17 protein-coding genes and 1 pseudogene are annotated in these 18,492 nt (G+C 49.7%); 13 read left to right on the forward strand and 5 right to left on the reverse strand.

From position 1 onward, the window contains the following. Nucleotides 1-56: 56 nt before the first annotated feature. A complete protein-coding gene (locus IKB43_04440; protein MBR2469388.1) occupies nt 57-551 on the reverse strand; it encodes a peptide chain release factor in 495 nt (164 codons plus the stop codon). Here IKB43_04440 and IKB43_04445 point away from each other — a divergent pair. The 5 genes and pseudogenes from IKB43_04445 (at nt 546) to IKB43_04465 (ending at nt 6,580) form a co-directional block, all read left to right on the forward strand. After that, nucleotides 546-1,280: pseudogene (locus IKB43_04445) on the forward strand (hypothetical protein). The gene IKB43_04440 and the pseudogene IKB43_04445 sit on opposite strands and share 6 nt — an antisense overlap. Nucleotides 1,281-1,295: 15 nt before the next feature. Further along, nucleotides 1,296-2,147, forward strand: coding sequence for a hypothetical protein (locus tag IKB43_04450; GenBank protein ID MBR2469389.1), 852 nt, complete (start codon nt 1,296-1,298; stop codon nt 2,145-2,147). Nucleotides 2,148-2,171: 24 nt separating this feature from the next. Further along, nucleotides 2,172-5,081, forward strand: coding sequence for a hypothetical protein (locus tag IKB43_04455; protein MBR2469390.1), 2,910 nt, complete (start codon nt 2,172-2,174; stop codon nt 5,079-5,081). Nucleotides 5,082-5,135: 54 nt separating this feature from the next. After that, nucleotides 5,136-5,726 (forward strand): hypothetical protein, encoded by a 591-nt coding sequence (locus IKB43_04460; GenBank protein MBR2469391.1) that lies wholly within the window; start codon nt 5,136-5,138, stop codon nt 5,724-5,726. A gap of 2 nt (nt 5,727-5,728) precedes the next feature. Next, nucleotides 5,729-6,580 (forward strand): hypothetical protein, encoded by an 852-nt coding sequence (locus tag IKB43_04465; GenBank protein ID MBR2469392.1) that lies wholly within the window; start codon nt 5,729-5,731, stop codon nt 6,578-6,580. A 1-nt stretch (nt 6,581) separates the two neighbouring features. On the opposite strand, the gene IKB43_04470 is transcribed toward IKB43_04465, so the two are convergent. After that, the gene (locus IKB43_04470; protein MBR2469393.1) at nt 6,582-7,601 is read right to left on the reverse strand and encodes a peptidoglycan DD-metalloendopeptidase family protein; all 1,020 of its coding nucleotides are present in this window, start codon (nt 7,599-7,601) and stop codon (nt 6,582-6,584) included. 180 nt (nt 7,602-7,781) lie between these two features. Here IKB43_04470 and IKB43_04475 point away from each other — a divergent pair, with 180 nt between their 5' ends. The 3 genes from IKB43_04475 to IKB43_04485 all read left to right on the forward strand — a co-directional run bounded on the left by IKB43_04475 (nt 7,782) and on the right by IKB43_04485 (nt 11,492). After that, complete coding sequence (locus IKB43_04475) at nt 7,782-9,194, forward strand: glycine--tRNA ligase (protein MBR2469394.1); 1,413 nt, start codon at nt 7,782-7,784, stop codon at nt 9,192-9,194. Nucleotides 9,195-9,420: 226 nt separating this feature from the next. Further along, nucleotides 9,421-10,095: a hypothetical protein gene (locus IKB43_04480; protein MBR2469395.1), complete on the forward strand. Its 675-nt coding sequence runs from the start codon at nt 9,421-9,423 to the stop codon at nt 10,093-10,095. A 14-nt stretch (nt 10,096-10,109) separates the two neighbouring features. Next, entirely contained in the window at nt 10,110-11,492 is a 1,383-nt protein-coding gene (locus IKB43_04485; GenBank protein ID MBR2469396.1) for a hypothetical protein, read from the forward strand. A gap of 199 nt (nt 11,493-11,691) precedes the next feature. Here IKB43_04485 and IKB43_04490 read toward each other — a convergent pair whose 3' ends face one another. Next, complete coding sequence (locus IKB43_04490) at nt 11,692-11,985, reverse strand: hypothetical protein (GenBank protein MBR2469397.1); 294 nt, start codon at nt 11,983-11,985, stop codon at nt 11,692-11,694. Nucleotides 11,986-12,114: 129 nt separating this feature from the next. On the opposite strand from IKB43_04490, the gene IKB43_04495 reads away from it, so the two are divergent. Beyond that, nucleotides 12,115-12,471, forward strand: coding sequence for a sugar transferase (locus tag IKB43_04495; GenBank protein ID MBR2469398.1), 357 nt, complete (start codon nt 12,115-12,117; stop codon nt 12,469-12,471). Nucleotides 12,472-12,525: 54 nt separating this feature from the next. Here IKB43_04495 and IKB43_04500 read toward each other — a convergent pair whose 3' ends face one another. Continuing rightward, the gene (locus IKB43_04500) at nt 12,526-13,437 is read right to left on the reverse strand and encodes a virulence RhuM family protein (GenBank protein MBR2469399.1); all 912 of its coding nucleotides are present in this window, start codon (nt 13,435-13,437) and stop codon (nt 12,526-12,528) included. A 133-nt stretch (nt 13,438-13,570) separates the two neighbouring features. Between IKB43_04500 and IKB43_04505 the strand changes: the two genes are divergently transcribed. Continuing rightward, nucleotides 13,571-14,254 (forward strand): sugar transferase, encoded by a 684-nt coding sequence (locus tag IKB43_04505; protein ID MBR2469400.1) that lies wholly within the window; start codon nt 13,571-13,573, stop codon nt 14,252-14,254. A gap of 2 nt (nt 14,255-14,256) precedes the next feature. Here IKB43_04505 and IKB43_04510 read toward each other — a convergent pair whose 3' ends face one another. Next, nucleotides 14,257-15,153, reverse strand: a complete 897-nt coding sequence (locus tag IKB43_04510) for a PD-(D/E)XK nuclease family transposase (GenBank protein ID MBR2469401.1) — start codon at nt 15,151-15,153, stop codon at nt 14,257-14,259. A gap of 449 nt (nt 15,154-15,602) precedes the next feature. On the opposite strand from IKB43_04510, the gene IKB43_04515 reads away from it, so the two are divergent. From IKB43_04515 to IKB43_04525, 3 genes are read left to right on the forward strand one after another with little or no spacing between them, the layout of a single operon-like run. Next, nucleotides 15,603-16,394 (forward strand): glycosyltransferase, encoded by a 792-nt coding sequence (locus IKB43_04515; protein ID MBR2469402.1) that lies wholly within the window; start codon nt 15,603-15,605, stop codon nt 16,392-16,394. Next, the gene (locus tag IKB43_04520; protein ID MBR2469403.1) at nt 16,391-17,278 is read left to right on the forward strand and encodes a hypothetical protein; all 888 of its coding nucleotides are present in this window, start codon (nt 16,391-16,393) and stop codon (nt 17,276-17,278) included. The genes IKB43_04515 and IKB43_04520 overlap by 4 nt, the downstream gene beginning before the upstream one ends. Then, nucleotides 17,259-18,392, forward strand: coding sequence for a glycosyltransferase (locus IKB43_04525; protein MBR2469404.1), 1,134 nt, complete (start codon nt 17,259-17,261; stop codon nt 18,390-18,392). The genes IKB43_04520 and IKB43_04525 overlap by 20 nt, the downstream gene beginning before the upstream one ends. Nucleotides 18,393-18,492: the final 100 nt, after the last annotated feature.

The following is an 18,492-nucleotide window of genomic DNA, read 5'->3' on the forward strand; positions in this document are numbered from 1 at the left end:
CATCCTATGCCTTATAAACGGAATTGGGAGGCCAAAAAGGAACGGTAAAAAAAATATTACGAGTTCTGTGGCTGATTTCCGGAATTATGGTTCCTGGAACTCTGTAGCTTTTCAGCGCAGGGCTTACTTTGTCTTAAAATTTTCACCAGGGCGCTGGGAGAAAGGCCAAAAGCCTTAGCTGCTTCCTTGGTGTCACCGTTTTTTTGAGCCATGCGGTCAAAGACGTGGGCCACGAACAGGGGGAAAAGAGGGTTACTTGTTTGAATATGCCCGTTGCTTCCGGGAAAGGGCATTTCGGGCTCTTGGGGTGCTTCTCGCACCTTGAGGGCAAGTGCCATCTGCATGCGGTGCAGAGCGTGGACCTTATTTTCCTTGGCGGATCTGCCTTCGGAGGATTTGATTTCTAAATTGTATTCCCGTAAGGTCAGCTGCACTCCGGTGTTGGTCTTGTTCCTGTGTTGCCCGCCAGGACCGGACCCCTGGAAACCTTTCAGGGTACAGACGCCTAGCAGCTGGTCCAGGCTCATTTTTAAGTAGGTATCGCGATGCATATCTTGAAAGATAAAATTCTTGTGCCCCTCGCTATGGTTGTTTTCTTGCTATTAACCGCCTGTGCAGGCTCTGCGGACAACGCTTCCCAGGGTGGAGTTCTTCAAAATACGCCCCAAAATGCCCAGGCAAAGGACGCCCAATACCAGGAGCGAGTCCAGGACAAGTAGGCCCTTTTGGAAACTATGTTCCAGAACTTTCTGGACGGTATCCGGAACGGTGCTTCTGCCGAAGTCCTGTACGGCTATCTGACAGACACTTCGGAATACTGGCTGGACACTCTTGAAACACATGCCCGCCGCTACGACGCTGAGGCTCTGGATACATGCCAGTTTTATGAGGCCTACGCCATTATTCTTTACCGCCTTTATGAGCGGGAACACCTCTGGGAAACCGAAGATGACCGCATGCTCTTTATGCTGCTCAGCAAGAGCGGTATGCTGGACCGGTTCCTGCGTCTGCAACTTGGACCCATGAAGGTGAAAAACGACCGGGGAAGTATAGGCCTTGCCAAAAGCCCCGACGTGCCCATTATGCTATTTGTCTGGGATGACCGGACCTGGAAACTGGACCTGCCGGCAACGCTCCCTCTGATTACCAAGGGAATCGAATCTATCGCGGTCAAGAAGAACTGGACCAACCGCAAGCTGGCCCTTTACTGGATAGAGAAGGAATACCACATGACCTACTCCAGGCTGGACGATTCCCTGTTGGAGCCTATCGGTTTTTAGTTAGACGAATACACGATGCGTAGTATCTGCAAGTGCTTGTTTTTGCTCCTGTGTTTTGGCGTCTGCGCCATTGCCGCTCCAGCCAAGATTTCGGGAGCGGTAGAGTCCAAGACTCCTTTTAGTGGCGACCGCCTTTTTGCTGTTCTGGATTCTGTAGGTGGCACAGGAACCTGGATGGAATGGGACAGCACCGGCGTAAAAGACCCTTCTATCATGTCGGTGGTTGCACCTTCCATGAAAACCTCCCAGAAACCCCAGATGGTGTGGGTAATATCTGAGCGGGAAAAGCCCTTGATGGCTATCCTTTTTTCGAAGGGAGCGGGGGAGGTTCTTGTGTTCTATGAGCTTTCCGCCCTAGATGCCAAACCGGAGCCTCTGAAGCTGAATCCGGAACCGGACCCGCGGGTGTTTCTCCGGGACTACCAGCAGGAATCCCCGACGGTCTTTGTCCACCTGGACAAGCCCAACCTGAAAATTTCCATATCCGAAAAACTGATCCGCTTTACCTACGAAAAGGCGGACAAGACGGCGCTCCGTTACGACAGAGATTTTGCCAAGAAAACCTTTGTAGAAAAACGTTCCGAAGTCCGCAGTTACATGGACTATTTTCGTTATGAATATGCCCTGATGCTTCGGGCCTTTGTCCAGTCTGTTCGGGGGCTGTTCAACTGGCAACCTTGGCATTGGTACATGGATTCCTGGAATCATTCCGCCTTTATCAAGGCCGATGAACTGGAAGCCATTCTTTCGAAAGGATTTCCACCGGAATATGTCACGATTTTCAAGACCAGGGCCGCTACCGGCGAGACGGTGGAATTTCGGGTGAACGGCAACGGCTTCTTTGAAATGGATATTTTCGCCCCGTAGCCAGCTATTTTGTATTTTAGAGATATGCGCTTGAAATGGTCCACATTGTTGCTTGCCCTGGGTTGCCTTGCGGTTTCTCATGTGGACGCATCTGTGACCTTTATTGCCCAATTTGCGGTTGGCGACAAGAATGTGGCCACCTTTAGCGAAGACGGTCTCTATGCGGTGGATTTTGCAACAATCAAGAAGGCCCTGGTCCAAAACAAGAGGCAGGGAGACCTGGATGGGATCCAGGTCGAAAAACTCTGCGTTTATGCGGCTTCTCCCGACACCTTGAGCGACAAGGTGCCCGAAAAGGCCAAGCTAGAACCGGACCAGACCTTTGAAATCCCTATTGAGGTTCGGGACAAGAACGGAAACGGAATCTTCGACGCTGGTGATACGCTCCTTTTTGTGGGGTACGGCACTTCTATTTGGAAACGCGTCGATTCAGAGGACCCGTCCTTTGAAACGGGCAAGATGGACTATTTCCATTCACATTCGCCCTATTCCTTTTACCAGAACTTTCAGCTGGGCTGGAAATCCTCTGGCAAGGGACTTCGTTTGAATGATTACTTGAAGGAACCATCCGGTACGGGCAAGAGCATAGAATGGATGCGCTACGTCCGCGCAGAAAAAGAGGCCATCTTGCGGGATACCTATTATGGTCGTGAAGGAGACTGGGAAAGTTCTTCGGGTAGAGAATGGTTTTGGCTTTGGCATAGCCGTCTAGATTCTACCACCTATTCCAATTCGGACCTGATTCAGCCGCAGGTTCAAGATTTACCTGGGCGAATTGCAGGTGGAAAGGAATTTTTGGGGGTGTCCTACTTCCCGTATAGATCTCTTTGGCGCTCTTTTGCCGAAAAGTCCGATGATCAGAAGCACGATTTGGAAATGTCCGGCAAGTCTTATCAGGAACGGATGGACGGTATTGATTTTTCCATGACGGTGAATGGAAAGAAGCTACCCCGCAGTACCGCCACCTTGATGCCGGGCAATACTTTCCGTCTGGGTAATCCAGGGCTCAAGGACAAGGGAAATAGTTTCGGCTTGACGATGTTGCCTAACGATTACCAGTTCGACCGTTTTGACGGTTACACGCTGGCCTATCAGTGGACTCCTGCGGTGGATTCGGCAGAATGGCTTTTGCCGGGCCGAGTATCTGGAGTTATACAGATTCCCGTTGGCAAAGATGCAAATCTTCAGATTATGAAGTTTGTAAACTATCGTCAGGTGGGCCTTTTGCAGGTGAAAAATGGCGTTGCAAAGGATAGTGTAGCTGCTTCCGATGATGTGCGTTATCTGGTCTACAAGAAAAATGTGTACAGAAACACTATTAGCGTGGTTAGCCAAGCTGTTAAACCCGCAGGGGTGATTTCGGATATTTCTAGAATTGATTCCCGTACGGAATATTTGATCGTATCGCCGTCGGAATTTCTGAATGGAGCCGTAGCCCTAGGAAAATTCCGCTCCGATGGCTCTGCCGTGACCACAATCCCGACTGCGGTTGTTGCCGTAGAAGATATTTATGCAAGGTATACAGGTGGCGCTGTTTCTCCTGTGGCAATCCGCAATTATGTAGCCTATGCGAAGACCCGTTGCAATAAACTCAAATATGTGCTTCTCTTGGGTTCGGGTCATTATGATTACCGCGGAATCAATACGAAGTTAGGTCCGAACTATATGCCGCCCTATGAAAAGGAATCTGTGGCAAGCGATGATTTCTTTGGTGCACTTGAACCTGGTGAACTAATTTTGTACGGTAAGTACGATTTAGATGTTGCCGTAGGTCGTTTACCGGTATCCACAGAACAGGAATTGTCCCACTACATGGACAAGGTCCGGGAATACGAGAAGGTGGGACTCTATGACCATTCGGAATGGCGGTCCACGCTGCTGCTCGCTGCCGATGACGCACTCAACAGCCATATCGTAGACTATACGGAACATACCAAACTGCAAGAAATGCTTGCAAGGTCTATCGATAGTATGGCCACGGCCCAGAATCACCAGTGGAATCTGAAAAAGATGTATTTGCTGGATTACCCGGCCGATGCCTCGGGACAAAAAAAGGATGCGGTTGATGATTTTGTCAACATGATAAACCAAGGCGCATTGATTACGGCCTATTTTGGTCATGGATCCATGACGGATTGGGCTTCTGAAGGACTTTTGAAGCCTAGCTACATAGCGAAAATTTCCAACAGGGGCCGCCTGACTATTCTCAATTCTTTTTCTTGTACCGTGGGACGTTTTGATATGGGCAATGCGCGATCCTTATCCGAAGAATTCGTGCTGGCATCTCAAGTAGGCTCTATTGCGTCTATTGGTTCGACAAGAGAAACTTTTGCCGATTACAACGAGGCTTTCGGAAGAGCTTTTTTGATTTCTTTGCTAAAGACGGAGGGCATGCTTGTCGGAGACGCGTATCGGAATGCTAAAAATTCTGTAGGGGTGGGCTATAGCCGCCAGCGATACAATAACGAACTCTATGTGTTGATAGGGGAGCCTGTTCTTCAGATGCCCAAGGCCTCTATGAAGGTTTCTTTCGATGCCGAAATGGATACCCTGAAGGCCCTTGACAAGGTAAGGCTTTCTGGAAATGTTTCGGGCATGAAAGATGGGTATATTGGAATATCTTTGCATGAGGGCAAGCGAAGCAAGAGGCTGTTTAATGGTCTAGACGTAGAAGATGATACTGTGGATGTTGTTTTTGATGGTTCTCTGATACATTCCCAGGTTGTCCCCGTTCGTGGAGGCCGGTTTGAAACGGAATTTATTTCTCCAAGAAAACTTTCTTTTGGCGATACTGCCGCCCGGTTGAGCGCCTGGGCATATTCGTCGAAGGATAGGGCCGTTGGTAGATTCTTGAAAAGGAAAATCTTGATTTCTGGAGTTTCTACATTTGCGGATTCTATCCATGATCAGACGCCACCTTCGATACAGGTGTAGACTTGTTACAGCGGAGGAATCAACACCTCCTTTGCCGATGGGGAATCTGTAAAAATGCAGTTCCCGGCATGCCTTCAGGTGACCATCGAGGATTCTACCGCCATTGATTTCCGAGAACAACCCGACGAAGGAATTAGTTTTGAAATTGTGGGTGTGGAACACCCGTACCACCCGGGACCGTTTTTGGAGCAGACTTCCAAGAAGGTTGTGGTCCGCAAGACTTTCAATGCCGAAAACTACCCCGAAGGCAAATACGTTTTCAAGGTCCGCGCACAAGATGTCTTGGGCAATGTGGCCACCAAGACCTTGAATCTGGAACTGACCGAAGAAATGAAGTCCGGCTTGCAGGATGTTTTCAACGTGCCGAATCCCATGGGCAAGAAGGGAACGACTTTCTATTTCAAGAACCTGGCCGTGAACCGCAATTCTATGGTGAACATCTTTATATACAACCAGAATGGTCGCTTGGTGAAGGTCATCAAAAATGCTGTCTCGGGCATGACCCGCTGGGATGGTCGTGACAATCACGGAAGGCTTTTGGCCAACGGGCTATACCATTATGTGGTCCGTAGCGAAGTGGAGGCTTCGGACGGGTTCAAAAAGAAAACTTGGACAAAGAAACAAAAATTGCTTATATCGAGGTAAAAATGGATTTGCGTGAAAAACCTGGAAAGATTCAGAAACTGCTGGAATTGTTTTTGAGATTCCGCCTGATTTCGGTGGTACTTCTTGTTGTTTTGTCCGTGACTTTTGTGGCGACCCGCTGGCAGGCCATGGTCTCAATGCCGGTGGCCTCTTCGGAATCTTTGGGAATGTGGCTGGCTGAACATGGGGGCTTTGCATCTCTGTGGCAGGGAGGCCAGTATCTCGCCGTTTCTGCGGTGGCCATGGTGGTTCTGCTGTTTGTGTTTGCAGGAATCCGAGGCGGTATTGCAGGTTTGTTTGGCCTCAGTGCCATGGTTTTTGCCTTGTACGCCCTGGACGGTGCCGAAAGCATGGTCCTGATATTCTATGGAGCGTTTGCCGGCGTGGCTCTGCTCCTTTTGCTCTTTGCAAAACTGGGCGTTGCCAATGTGCTTTTCCCCTTTGCCTTTAGCTGGGTGCTATTGACTGCAATGGTAGCATTGCTGCCGGCCTTTGCTCCAGCCTTTTTGCTATGGGCGGTTTTCTCCGCTGTCGGCTTTGCATCGGTCTTGGCTTTGGCCCTTGTCTCTGCAAAACATCTTGCCGAAGGGACTCCCCAGGCAGGAGCCCTGATCCGTAGCGGCAAAAAGCTGTTGATTCCGGTGACGGTGTCGTCCCTTTTGGCGGTGGCGGCTTTGTTGTTCGATATGGACAAGTCGGCTGTTTCTGGCGTGAAGGTGGCGGAAGCAGCCGTGTCGTGGCTTGCCTTCAACTTGTGGTTCTACGTGTTCCTGTTTCCGGTGGTTTCTTTTGCACCGTGGGAAAGGCTCCGTTCCAAGGAACGCAAAGTCAAGCTGAAAGAAAAGAAGAAGTAGTCTACGAGCAGCGCAGCACCTGGCCCGGACGAATCATGTTGCTCTTGAGGCCGTTGAGCTGTTTGAGCCTGCGTATAGAAATTCCGTATTTTCGGGCAATCTTTCCGAGGCAGTCCCCGCGGCGCACCTTGTAGTAGCGGTGTTTGGAAAGTTCTTTTTGGTAAAAGTCCTCGTTTTGCTGTAGGGCGACGGGATCAATCTCAGTTTGCTCCCACCTGAATTTTCCGTTTTCGAAATCAAAGACGGTGGAAGGGTCTATGTAGAGCCCGTTGTAGCGCATCTCGAAATGCAGGTGCGCCCCGAAGGAACGTCCCGTGTTGCCGCCTATACCGATGGTGTCGCCTGCTTGCAGGGTGTCGCCGACTTTTACATTCCATTTGGACAAGTGGGCGTACAGCGTGGTGAGGCCGTTCCCGTGGTCGAGAATCACGTACTTGCCGTAGCCCCTGCGGCGGCCCTGGTTCCGGGTCTTGACCACCTTGCCTGCAAAGGCGGCTACGATGGTGCGGTCTTCGCCGTGGCAGAGTCCCAAATCTACTCCACGGTGCATGCGGTAGGTTCGTATGCCGTAGGGCCCCGAGATGCGCCTGCTTTCGGAGGGCATGGCCGAGGCGGTCATATCCAGGAACAGGGACTTGACGGCGGAGTCCGCACTGGCGGAATCGGCGGCGGCCATGTCGGCGGCCAGTTCGGCGTCGGCTTCTTCGCTTTCGGCTCCCGATTCGCTTTCGGCGCCATCTTCGCCTTCTACGGCTAGGGAGTCGGCTTCGGCAACATCTTCTGTTTCCAGGTTTTCGGCCTCTATTTCGGCCAGCTCCTGCTGGATAAGCTTTTCGGCTTCGGTGAGTTCGACTGCACCAGCTGGATTTTCGGCGGTTTCGGCAGGAACTTCGCTTAAGGATTCAGCGCCTGATTCTATAGGCTGCTCTACCAGGGGCACGGCATTTTCGGCCATGCCATCTTCCTTTGCCCAGAGGCAGAGGGGGAGGGAGAACAGGAGTATGGAAACGACGCGTTTCATAGATGTGTGGCTAATATAGAATAATTGTTAGGGATTAGAGGGGGTAGGATTTTAAACGAAAGAACTCCCGCCTGTTTGCCCTCGTTATGGTTGTTTTTTTGCTATTTCCTGTTTACTAACCACTAACCACTAGCCACTATTTTCTAAATTTGCTCGCATAAAAATCAAAAGGACTCTAAAATGGCAAAGAAAGTTCAGGATGCCCTCAAGGACATCATCTCCCTCTGCAAGCGCCGCGGTTTCATTTTCCCCGGCTCCGAAATTTACGACGGCCTCGCCAACACTTGGGACTACGGTCCGTATGGCGTGGAACTGAAGCGCAACATCAAGAACCTCTGGTGGAAGAAGTTCGTGACCAGCCGCCAGGACGTGCTCGGTCTCGACAGCTCTATTCTCTTGAACCCCCGCGTTTGGAAGGCCTCTGGCCACGTGGGCAACTTCTCTGACCCGCTGGTGGACTGCCTCGCTTGCCACGAACGTTTCCGTGCCGACCAACTTTTGGAAGACAAGCTCGGCGAAGGCTGCTGCGCCGGCAAGAACTTTGACGAAGTCCACCAGATGATGATGGACAACAAGATTGAATGCCCGACCTGCGGCAAGACCGACTGGACCAAGCCCCGCGCATTCAACCTGATGTTCCAGACTGAAATCGGCGTGATCGAAGGCGAAGGCAACAAGGTCTACCTCCGTCCGGAAACCGCTCAGGGTATTTTCGTTGACTTCAAGAACATTGTCGATAACGTCCGCCCGCGCATCCCGTTCGGTGTGGGCCAGATTGGTAAGAGCTTCCGTAACGAAATCACTCCGGGTAACTTCATCTTCCGTACCCGCGAATTCGAACAGATGGAACTGGAATTTTTCTGCGAACCGGGCACCGAACTGGAATGGTACAACTTCTGGCGCAAGTATTGCTTCGACTGGTTGGTGAACGACCTGGGCGTGAACAAGGAAAAGCTCCGCCTCCGCGAACATGCCAAGGAAGAACTTTCTCACTACTCCAACGGTACCACCGACATCGAATACGAATTCCCGTTCGGTTGGGGCGAACTCTGGGGTATCGCAAGCCGTACGAACTACGACTTGACGCAGCACCAGAACGAATCCAAGGTCAAGCAGGAATACATTGACCCGGTGCAGAACAAGCGCTATATTCCGTACGTGGTGGAACCGTCCCTCGGTGTGGAACGCCTGCTGTTGGTGCTCCTCTGCGACGCCTACGACGTTGAAAAGCTCGAAAACGACGAACGTACCGTGCTCCATTTCGACCCGAAGATTGCTCCGGTGAAGGTTGCCGTTCTCCCGCTGGTGAAGAAGGGCCAGGTGAAGGCCAAGGCCGAAGAGCTCTACCAGAAGCTCCTGAACCGCTGGAACGTGGAATACGACGAAACCCAGTCCATCGGCAAGCGCTACCGCCGTCAGGACGAACTCGGCACGCCGTTCTGCGTGACTGTGGACTTCGACACGGTGGGCGAGGGTGAATCCGATCCGGCAAAGCTCGGCTTCGTGACGGTTCGCGAACGCGACTCCATGAAGCAGGAACTGGTGAAGATCGACGAACTCGAAGCTTACCTGTCCGCAAAGCTCGGCTGTTAATGAGACGCAGAGGAAAGGGCTTTCCCTTTCCTCTGGACTCCTTTCCCTTTATGCAAAATGAGTTGTTAAGCGGCTACACATTACACATTAAAAAAGGGCCCGAAACGGGTTCTTTTTTTATATTCTTGATTATCTGGGGTGGCGTATTGAGTCCATATGTCTTGACACGTTCCCGCATTATTGTTATTTATTGAAAAAGCGTTCCACCTTTAAAAAAGGAAGTCCAATGAAAAAACTAGTCTTTGGGGGTCTTGCCGTAGCCGCTTCTGTTATGGTTGCTTGTTCCGACGATTCCTCGTCCTCTGATGAACCCCAGGTATCTTGCCTTATGTCGGTTGTCATGGAAGACGAATTGATTCCTTATCTATGCATGCAGGCCCCGGAATCGGCAAAGGATTCCGTTGCAGAAGAGTGCGCTGACTTGACTGATGGGGGGCTCACCTTGAAAGCCTCCTGGCAAGAAACGGGTTGCGATGCACAAAACGCTAAGAATACCTGCGAATCCGATGATGGTTCGTCCATTTTCGTTTATGATAAGACTGTGGCCAAGCAAAGCTGCGAAGAATTGCTTGCAGACGATGAAGAAGAGGATGATGATTTTGACATTGAGGAAGATATTGTCGTGGATAGCACCAAGGTAATGTCTTTCTATAACAAAAAAATGGAGGTGTGCGTAGAGTATAAACTTGCCGCTACATTGAAATCAAGCGTGACGCAGTTTGCAAGTGATGACAAGGACATAGAATTTATCGACGGGTGCGCCTCCGTGGAAAAAGAACCTGTGCAAACCTGCGATGACGATAACGGCTTTGATACGATTGTCGTAAATTATTACTCGGACGAAGACAAGGGCAAGACCTGCGAAGAACTAGCCCCCTTTCAAAAAGTCGAAACTAAATAGGAATTCTCTGTGATATGGTAAGGTTTATTTCGCCGTTCTTGCGCATGGCCTTGTTCCTTGTGCTGTTTGCCCTTGTGGCCTGTTCCGATGATTCTTCCAGTTCAGCTAGTTTCGAAGGCGTCGCCCGTTATACGGTCATTATCTATGGCCAGAATGGCGGGGACATGGAAGAGAGTATCGAAGCGACGATGAAAGATGTCAGGGATGTCATCGGAGACGAAAAAGATGTCCGTGTCCTGGTCGTCTATAAATATGGCTTGGATGGCAAAGACTTTGATGGAACCATGGCATACCCCGGACAGTTGCTGTTCTTTGAACTCACGAAGAATACCGACTTGTCTTCCATGAAAGATTCTGTAGCCATTGTAAAGGACTCCATCAAGTTCTATGATCCGGATTACTTGGCTTCTGTGATTAACTACGCACACGACAGCTTGCCGGCTCAGGAATACCTCTTTTTCCTGGAAGCCCATGGGGAGGGATTCAGTTTTGAGAGCGACTACCCAAAATCCAAGCGCGGAAGCCTGGCGAAACAGGCGGTGATGTCCGTGATGGAGGATGAATGGGTTACTTATGGTGAGTATGGGTATAATGAGTCCATGACCATGGAAGAATTCGCCACAGGAATCAAGAAATCAAAGATTCCTCATTTTAAGGCAATTCTTTTCCATAACTGCCTTATGGGAAACCTCGAATCCATGCAGGAAATTTACCCCTATGCAGATTACGTGATGGTGTCGGAACATTCCCTTATGACTTCGCGGGGGGAGCTAATGACCGAAATTGTGGATATATTGACCCATGACGAAGATGGTAAATTTGAAGAAATTGTCAAGGGAGCCTTTGAAAATAGGGATGTGCAGGTGGCCTGGAAAACGGAATATCTCCCCGGGGAACAGAATGGGGATTTCCAGTTCCTGAAAGCAGAAAAGCTGGCGAACTTGACGCCAATCGTGAAAAGGTTGTCTAGCCGCCTTGTTGCTCTTTACGCAGATGAAAAAGTGAGGCCCTCCATAGACTTAGCCGCAGACAAGTGCTACAGGGTGGCGAACATATATTACCTGTACGACATAAGGGACTATGCGCGAAAACTTGCAGAAGAAACCAAGGATGACTCCCTGGTAAAAATTTCGGCAGATTTGGATAACGCGTTTGATTCCATGACGCTTGCACGTATGGAAGCACATTTTGCGAAGGATGCTCCACTGGACCATTTCTCGCTATCCGTAGTTCTGGTAGATAGCGCAACCTACAACAGCGGAATGAGTTTTACTAAAGCAAAAAAGCGTGACTCTTACGAACTGACGACTTTCCACAAGGAATCTGGTTGGGGAAACTGGTTGAATGTGAACGCTCATGCTCCCAAAGGAAATCCCACCGGTCAGGATTTGCTATAAAGAAAAAAAATCCCGGCTTGGCCGGGAATTTTTTTATGCCTTAATCACCGTATCCTTGGCAAGAACTACGATGCCGGAATCGGTTACGTGGAATAGCTTTTCGCTGTCCAGACCGTAGTCCAGATAACTTCGTAAATCATTTATCCAAGTCTGCCCACATTTCGTCCATGTCCGTATAGCGCTTGGTCTTTGGGTCGGCCTACACGGCCACCTTGAAGATTATTCCGCCGGTCACGTAGCGGTGGATGATGGAGTTGATGAGGGTCTGGTAGGGCATTCCGGCGGCCTTCGCCATCTTCTTGATGCCGTCCAGGTCGTCCAACTGCATACGGATGGTGATGTTCTTCGCCGAGGCGGACATGATGTCTGCACGGATACGCTCTTCTTCCCCTTTTGGGAGCGGAACGGCCTCGCCGTTCTCGACAGCTTCCATGAGGGCGCGTTCCTCTTCGTCAATCGGCTCATCTAAGAATTTTGAGTTCTCCATTTTCATGCCTTAGCCTCATTTTTTATACATAAAATATACATAATTTGCATATATCTGTCAAAATGGGCCGAAATCACCCCCCGCTCCGCCCCGTAGGTTGTCCGTAATTCCCCTAAAAACTATATTTAGGGGAATATGTACGCCCGCTTCCTCAAACGACCCCTGGACTTCTGCTGCGCGCTGGCCGCGATTCTCGCCCTGAGCCCGCTGCTGCTCGTGCTCACCGTCCTCGGTGCCGTCAAGATGCATGGCAACCCCTTCTTCACGCAGCCCCGCCCGGGCAAGGGCGAACGGATATTCAGGCTCGACTTTATTTTGGGCGGCTCGGCGCTCCCGCGCCGTCACGCTCTATTTTACGGGCCCGCGTCGCGGCTTTGCCACCCCGCGCACCTCGTAAAACGGGGCCAGGCACCGCTCGCTTTGCTTGCGGCACCCGTCTCCGCCCCTACGGGTCACGATCGTTGCCGCGAAACTTTGGGGGAGGCCGCCTGAGATTGTTTTTGTTCGATTGCGGCAACGCGTAGCTTGCTTCGGTGAGCTTTTCTCTTACGCCTTGTATTCTGCGATAGACTCCATCAACTTGTCAAAATCGCTCTTGTAATTGGCGTCGCGGATTACCCTGAACTTGTCATATTCGCCTTCTGCGAAGGCCTTCGCTATTTCGCGTGTGACCTTGCCCTTGTCTTCAAGGATATCGCGCTCGTTGAATTGAAGGAAAGCGTTTAGCTTTTCCACCCAGTCCTTCATGTACATGACCTGGCCGCGTTTCGCCTGCAACTCAGCGTAGTCCAGATACATGGTGACAATCCTGTTTAGGGTGTTCGCCAACCCCATATTCATCTTTTTGCTGTCTGCGCGGGAGTATATGATTTCTGCGGCGGTCTGGTGCGTTACGGCATAGTGCATCTTGTTCTGCACCGTTGCGAAGAAATCTTGCGTAATCTGGCTGTCTGGACTGTAGTCGGCGCTGCATCTGGCGTAGATGTCCGTGATTTTCTGGTAAAAACGGCGCTCGCTCGCCCTGATTTCGCGGATACGTTCGAGCTGCTCCTCGAAGTAGTCCTTGCCGAAGAAATTCTGCGGCTCTTTCAGGCGTTCGTCGTTCATGGCGAAGCCCTTGATTATGTATTCCTTTAGGACCTGCGTGGCCCAGATGCGGAACATGGTTGCTTTTTTCGAGTTGATGCGGTAGCCCACCGCGATAATGGCATCGAGATTGTAGATGTTGGTTTGATAGTTCTTGCCGTCAGAAGCAGTTGTTTCCATTTTGGAAACAACTGACGACTCCTGCAATTCGCCATCGGCAAAGATGTTCTTCAGATGCTTTGAAATGGCCGCCTTCTGCACATCGAAAAGCTCGGCCATCTTGGCCTGGGTTAGCCAGAGATTCTCATTTTGCAGCAGGATCTCAACCTTGACTTCTGCATTGTCGGTTTTGTACAGTAAAATCTCGTTCATACTGCACAAATATACACTAATCAGCTGCAGGAGTCAAGGGGTCTGGCATAAAAACGCCAAATTCGCCTATACGGCACTCATTCCGCCCCCGTAGGTTGTCCGAAATCCACCGAAAACCTATATTTGGGGGAATATGTACGCCCGCTTCCTCAAACGACCCCTGGACTTCTGCTGCGCGCTGGCCGCGATTCTCGCCCTGAGCCCGCTGCTGCTCGTGCTCACCGTCCTCGGCGCCGTCAAGATGCATGGCAACCCCTTCTTCACGCAGCCCCGCCCGGGCAAGGGCGAAAGGATATTCAGGCTCGTCAAGTTCCGCACCATGACCAACGAGCGTGACGCGCAGGGGAACCTGCTCCCCGACGACGTGCGGCTGAACGCCTACGGCAAGTTCCTCCGCTCCACCAGCCTCGACGAACTGCCCGAACTCTTCAACATCCTCAAGGGCGACATGGCCGTAATCGGGCCAAGGCCCCAGCTCGTGCGCGACATGGTGTTCATGACGGCCGAACAGCGCAGGCGGCACACCGTGCGGCAGGGACTCAGCGGGCTTGCGCAGGTGAACGGGCGCAACGCCGTCACCTGGGAATCGAAAATCGCCTACGACCTGCAGTACATCGAGAAAATCACCCTCCTCGGCGACATCAGGATAATCCTCACCACTCTCGGCAAGGTGTTCAAGCGCGACGGTATCACCGAAGAAGGTTCCGACACCGCTACCGACCTCGGCGACTACCTGCTCGCAAGCGGCAAGATCACCCGCGAACAGTACGACCGCGGGCAACAGGAGGCCAGGCGCCTCATCGCGGAGGCGTCATGAAACTAGCGTTTTTCGCGGTTTTCCGAGGCCATCTTGGAAAAATGCTCGGCTTCGGCCGCGGTAAGCTTGCCTGCGGCAACCAGGATCTTCAGAAGGTCGTCTTGGCCTTCCGCATAGGCGCCCTGCCGCTCGTAAAGCAAATCGGTCATACCGTCAACCTCGTTCAGAAGAATTTCGTCGGTGAACGCCGTAAAAGATACATCCTTGACAAAGTCCTTGTCAAGCAGTTTTTTCAGCCTATCGGCAGGGATATCCCGTTCCTCGAGGACATCGCGAAACACGCGCAGCATTTCCGCCCTGTCGGACCGCTCGCGAAGCGCCGTGGGGGTGCGGTCCTTGATAGAGAAGAACTTTTCCAGTTCCACCAGGTAGATATCCAGCTTGTCATAGGGCACTCGGCCGTTCCTGTTGAGCCCCACATGGTGCAGGTAGGTGTCCTGTTCCCGCAAGAACTGGTTTTCGGTCAGGATAGAGAGCACGTAGACGTGCGGCAGCCTGTAGGTCTGCGACTTCTTGACCGTGCGGGAAATCACCCTCGACGTATAGTAGACGAGCCTGTCAACAAAGAACTTGTTGTGGCACTGCTGAACCTCGATAAGGATGGGGTTGCCCGCCTCCGTCGTGCCGTAGATGTCGAAAATGGCGGTCTTGTCGTCCAGGACGCCGGGGTTCTCCTGGACGCCCAGGGTGAACGACCCGATTGCGTCTGCACCCGCGAGCCCGAGCATGGCGTTCAGGAACTTCACCGTCCGTTCAGGCTTCGATTCGTTGGCCATGAGCATCTTGAAGATTCCGTCGCTGAACGGGTAGACGTTCCTGTAGATCTTGCGGTATTCCGCCAGGCGTTCGGGATGCTCGTGCACGTCCTTGGCCATGGCGAAAAATTCACTGCGGTTCATGTATCCTCCTTCGTTTTGGGGGGCGAATTTATAAATTGTTCCCACGGAAGAGTGCAAACAACTGTTGCTTTTTTGAAGGGCGGCCCGGCAAGGTCCCTGAGCCTGCCGAAGGGCCGTCACGCTCTATTGTGTGGGGCTCCGCTTCGCCTAGCGGCTCGCGCACCCCTCACAAAACCGAGCCTCGCTTCACTCGCCGTCATCCCCGCGCGCCATCATGTCATCCCCGCGCGCAATCATGTCATCCCCGCGCGCTCTTATGTCATCCCCGCGAAGGCGGGGATCTCCTTGCTCGTTCCGCGAGTCTCGGCCCCGACACGACCGCTCGGCGTAAAGTCAGGTCGAAGCCTTTTGGTATCGCCTCGCTCTCGCCAACACGACTCGTTAAGACGAGTCGCTTATGGCTCACGGGGTAACGATCGTTGCCGCGAAACTCTGGAGGATGCCGCCTGATGTACGGTCTTGTCTCCATAATCATGCCCAGCTACAACACGGGTCGGTTCATCACCGAGTCGATACAGTCCGTATTGGCCCAGACCTACACGAACTGGGAACTGATTATCGTTGACGACGCCAGCACCGACAACACCGATGAGGTTGTTGCCCCCTATTGTCATCCCCGCGAAGGCGGGGATCTCCCGTCATCAAAAATCCATTACCTCAAAAACGCCCAAAACTGCGGTGCAGCCTTCTCCCGCAACCGCGCCCTCGCACAGGCAAAAGGCAAATGGATAGCCTTCCTTGATAGCGACGACCTATGGGCCCCCGAAAAACTCGAAAAACAACTCAAGTTCATGGCCGAAAACGACTATGCCTTCAGTTATACCCAATACGAAGAAATTGACGAAAACGGCAAGCCGACAGGAACGCTCGTGGGCGGCCCAAGACGCATCACCAAGACGGGAATGTTCAACTACTGCTGGCCAGGTTGCCTGACCGTGATGTATGACCGCGAAATCGTGGGAGATATCCAGATTGCCGACATTCGCAAGAACAACGATTACGCTATATGGCTCAAGGCATGCCGCAAGGCGGAATGCTACCTGCTCCCTGAAACGCTGGCAAGTTACCGCAAAAGGGGCGGCTCAATCAGCAATCACAGCTATGTAGCTCTTATCAAGTGGCACTACAAACTCTATCGCGAAGCCGAAGGCTTGAATCCAGTTAGTTCGCTCTGGATTACGGCGAGGAATTTGTTTTTTGGTGTGTGGAAAAAGTTTAGGTATGTGGAGAAAAATGCATGAGTAATAGCATTCCAGGGTGGAAATATTACAATCATGCAGCGGTTCCGACAACGGCACCGCATGTAGAACCGGACTTAATTCCTGTCAAAGACGGCTCTATTTGGCGTATTGAAGGGAAAAAGCCTTTATTGGTCCGATATACGACAAATTGGGATTGTGGGTATGATACAGGTTGGTGGTATGTTATTAAGGATACCCCGTTTGATATTTCGGCATTAAAAACAAAAAGACGATATGAAATAACGAAGGCTATGCGTTATTTTGATGTTAAAGAGGTTGCTAATCCAACGGAATACTCTGAGGCGTTTGCATACGTACAAGAACGTGCTTTTTCTGCATACCCTTTAAAATACAGGCCAAAATTTAATAAGGACACTTTTACTATTTCGCTTAACGGATGGTATGAAAAAATAAAAGATGGTTCAATAAAAGTCTTTGCGGCTTTCTATAAAGAAACGTCTGAGTTAGCGGGGTACAGTTATATAATTGTCAATGAAAAATGCTTTGATTTTGCTGTTCAAAAAACAAATCCGGATTTTGAAAAATATAATGTAAATGCGGCTTTGGTAAATGGTGTTTTAGAAACTGTTAAGGATAAGCTTTCTGAAGACTATTACATTTGTGATGGAACTCGTTCTGTAAATCATGAAACTCATTTTCAGGATTATTTAGAAAAATACTTTGGATTCCGCAAAGCTTATTGTAAATTAAATCTTGTTTATCTGCCTTTATGTAAAATTATAGTTGCTTTTTTGTACCCATTTCGTTATTTTGTTGATCTTCTTGGTTCTAGAATTGGACTGTTTCACCAAATTTCAGCCATTTTGAAAATGGAAGAAATAGTGAGGAATTGTAAAAAGAGATATGAATTATTTAATGGTTGACATATCCGGCAAAGTGCTGAATTATGATATTGCCTTATGCGAGGCGTTGTCAAAGGATATGCTTTCTAAGGATCATCTCATTTTTCTTGCCGCCAATGTTAATCCAACCAAAGTTGATTGCGAGTGTCGAAGGTTGATAAGCCTTATTCCAACATCGCTGCAAAATAGTGATAATACATTGAAAAGAGGTTTTAAAGCAATAGAGGGAATAATAAATTATTTGTATTTAATTCTTTATTTACTGTTGCACAAGATAGATATTCTTCATTTTCAGTGGTTGCCGTTTCTTGAGATTTGCGCTGTCGAAAAATTCTTTTTATGTGTAATAAAGATTATTTCTCCAAAGACAAAGGTTATTCTTACAATACATAATCTTTACCCACACAATTTTAGTATCGTACAAAAGAAAGTCTATAAACAGAGATTTAAGGACATTCAAAAGTTTTTTGACAAGTTTATTCTTCATTTGGAAGTGTCGAGAAAAGAATTTTGCAGAGACTTTCGTATTGAAGATTCAAAAACCTGTGTGATTCCTCATGGAGTCTTTGCTCCCAAGGGAATAAAGATAGAGTCACATAAGCGAGGTGAAAAGTTAAATCTGATTATGTACGGCAACCAGAGCTACTATAAAGGTACGGATGTTTTAGTTGATGCGTTAAATCGGTTGTCTAGCGATTATCAGAAAAAGGTTCGAACAGTAATAGTTGGAAAAATAGCGTCAGATTACTATATGTCATTAAAAACGAAAACAGAAAAACTGGATGTTGAATGGATTCCTGAGTTTGTTTCTGACAAAGTATTATATAGTAAGATTTCAGAATCTGATGTAATTGTGATTCCGTATCGAGAAATTTCGCAAAGTGGAGTGCTGTTGCTTGCGCTTAGCTTTAATCGTTTCTTTATAGTATCAAATTTGCCAAGCTTTCAAGAGACTTTGGCGGACTTTGGTGATGAAGTGTTTTTTGAAAATGAAAACGCGGAAAGTTTAGCAAATGCTATTAAAAGATATGTTGATAGAGATGTTGATGATGAATGTTTTTTGAATCGTCTAGAGGGTCTTCAGCAACGCTATTCGTGGGAAAACGTTGCTTCGCTCTATAGGGATATGTTTTAGATATGTGCTCTTTTTACAAAAATATAGTTTGCTTCAAGATTTGAATGACAATTTACCTTTATGTTTTCTATTAAGTAAAGTAAAAATTAATTGATGTATA

This window comes from Fibrobacter sp., assembly GCA_017503015.1.
GTDB lineage: Bacteria > Fibrobacterota > Fibrobacteria > Fibrobacterales > Fibrobacteraceae > Fibrobacter.

Coding starts and splice junctions, on each gene's coding strand:
- IKB43_04440 (MBR2469388.1), bottom strand. CDS start 551: ATGCATCGCGATACCTACTTAAAAATGAGCCTGGACCAGCTGCTAGGC.
- IKB43_04450 (MBR2469389.1), top strand. CDS start 1,296: ATGCGTAGTATCTGCAAGTGCTTGTTTTTGCTCCTGTGTTTTGGCGTC.
- IKB43_04455 (MBR2469390.1), top strand. CDS start 2,172: ATGCGCTTGAAATGGTCCACATTGTTGCTTGCCCTGGGTTGCCTTGCG.
- IKB43_04460 (MBR2469391.1), top strand. CDS start 5,136: ATGCAGTTCCCGGCATGCCTTCAGGTGACCATCGAGGATTCTACCGCC.
- IKB43_04465 (MBR2469392.1), top strand. CDS start 5,729: ATGGATTTGCGTGAAAAACCTGGAAAGATTCAGAAACTGCTGGAATTG.
- IKB43_04470 (MBR2469393.1), bottom strand. CDS start 7,601: ATGAAACGCGTCGTTTCCATACTCCTGTTCTCCCTCCCCCTCTGCCTC.
- IKB43_04475 (MBR2469394.1), top strand. CDS start 7,782: ATGGCAAAGAAAGTTCAGGATGCCCTCAAGGACATCATCTCCCTCTGC.
- IKB43_04480 (MBR2469395.1), top strand. CDS start 9,421: ATGAAAAAACTAGTCTTTGGGGGTCTTGCCGTAGCCGCTTCTGTTATG.
- IKB43_04485 (MBR2469396.1), top strand. CDS start 10,110: ATGGTAAGGTTTATTTCGCCGTTCTTGCGCATGGCCTTGTTCCTTGTG.
- IKB43_04490 (MBR2469397.1), bottom strand. CDS start 11,985: ATGAAAATGGAGAACTCAAAATTCTTAGATGAGCCGATTGACGAAGAG.
- IKB43_04495 (MBR2469398.1), top strand. CDS start 12,115: ATGTACGCCCGCTTCCTCAAACGACCCCTGGACTTCTGCTGCGCGCTG.
- IKB43_04500 (MBR2469399.1), bottom strand. CDS start 13,437: ATGAACGAGATTTTACTGTACAAAACCGACAATGCAGAAGTCAAGGTT.
- IKB43_04505 (MBR2469400.1), top strand. CDS start 13,571: ATGTACGCCCGCTTCCTCAAACGACCCCTGGACTTCTGCTGCGCGCTG.
- IKB43_04510 (MBR2469401.1), bottom strand. CDS start 15,153: ATGAACCGCAGTGAATTTTTCGCCATGGCCAAGGACGTGCACGAGCAT.
- IKB43_04515 (MBR2469402.1), top strand. CDS start 15,603: ATGTACGGTCTTGTCTCCATAATCATGCCCAGCTACAACACGGGTCGG.
- IKB43_04520 (MBR2469403.1), top strand. CDS start 16,391: ATGAGTAATAGCATTCCAGGGTGGAAATATTACAATCATGCAGCGGTT.
- IKB43_04525 (MBR2469404.1), top strand. CDS start 17,259: ATGAATTATTTAATGGTTGACATATCCGGCAAAGTGCTGAATTATGAT.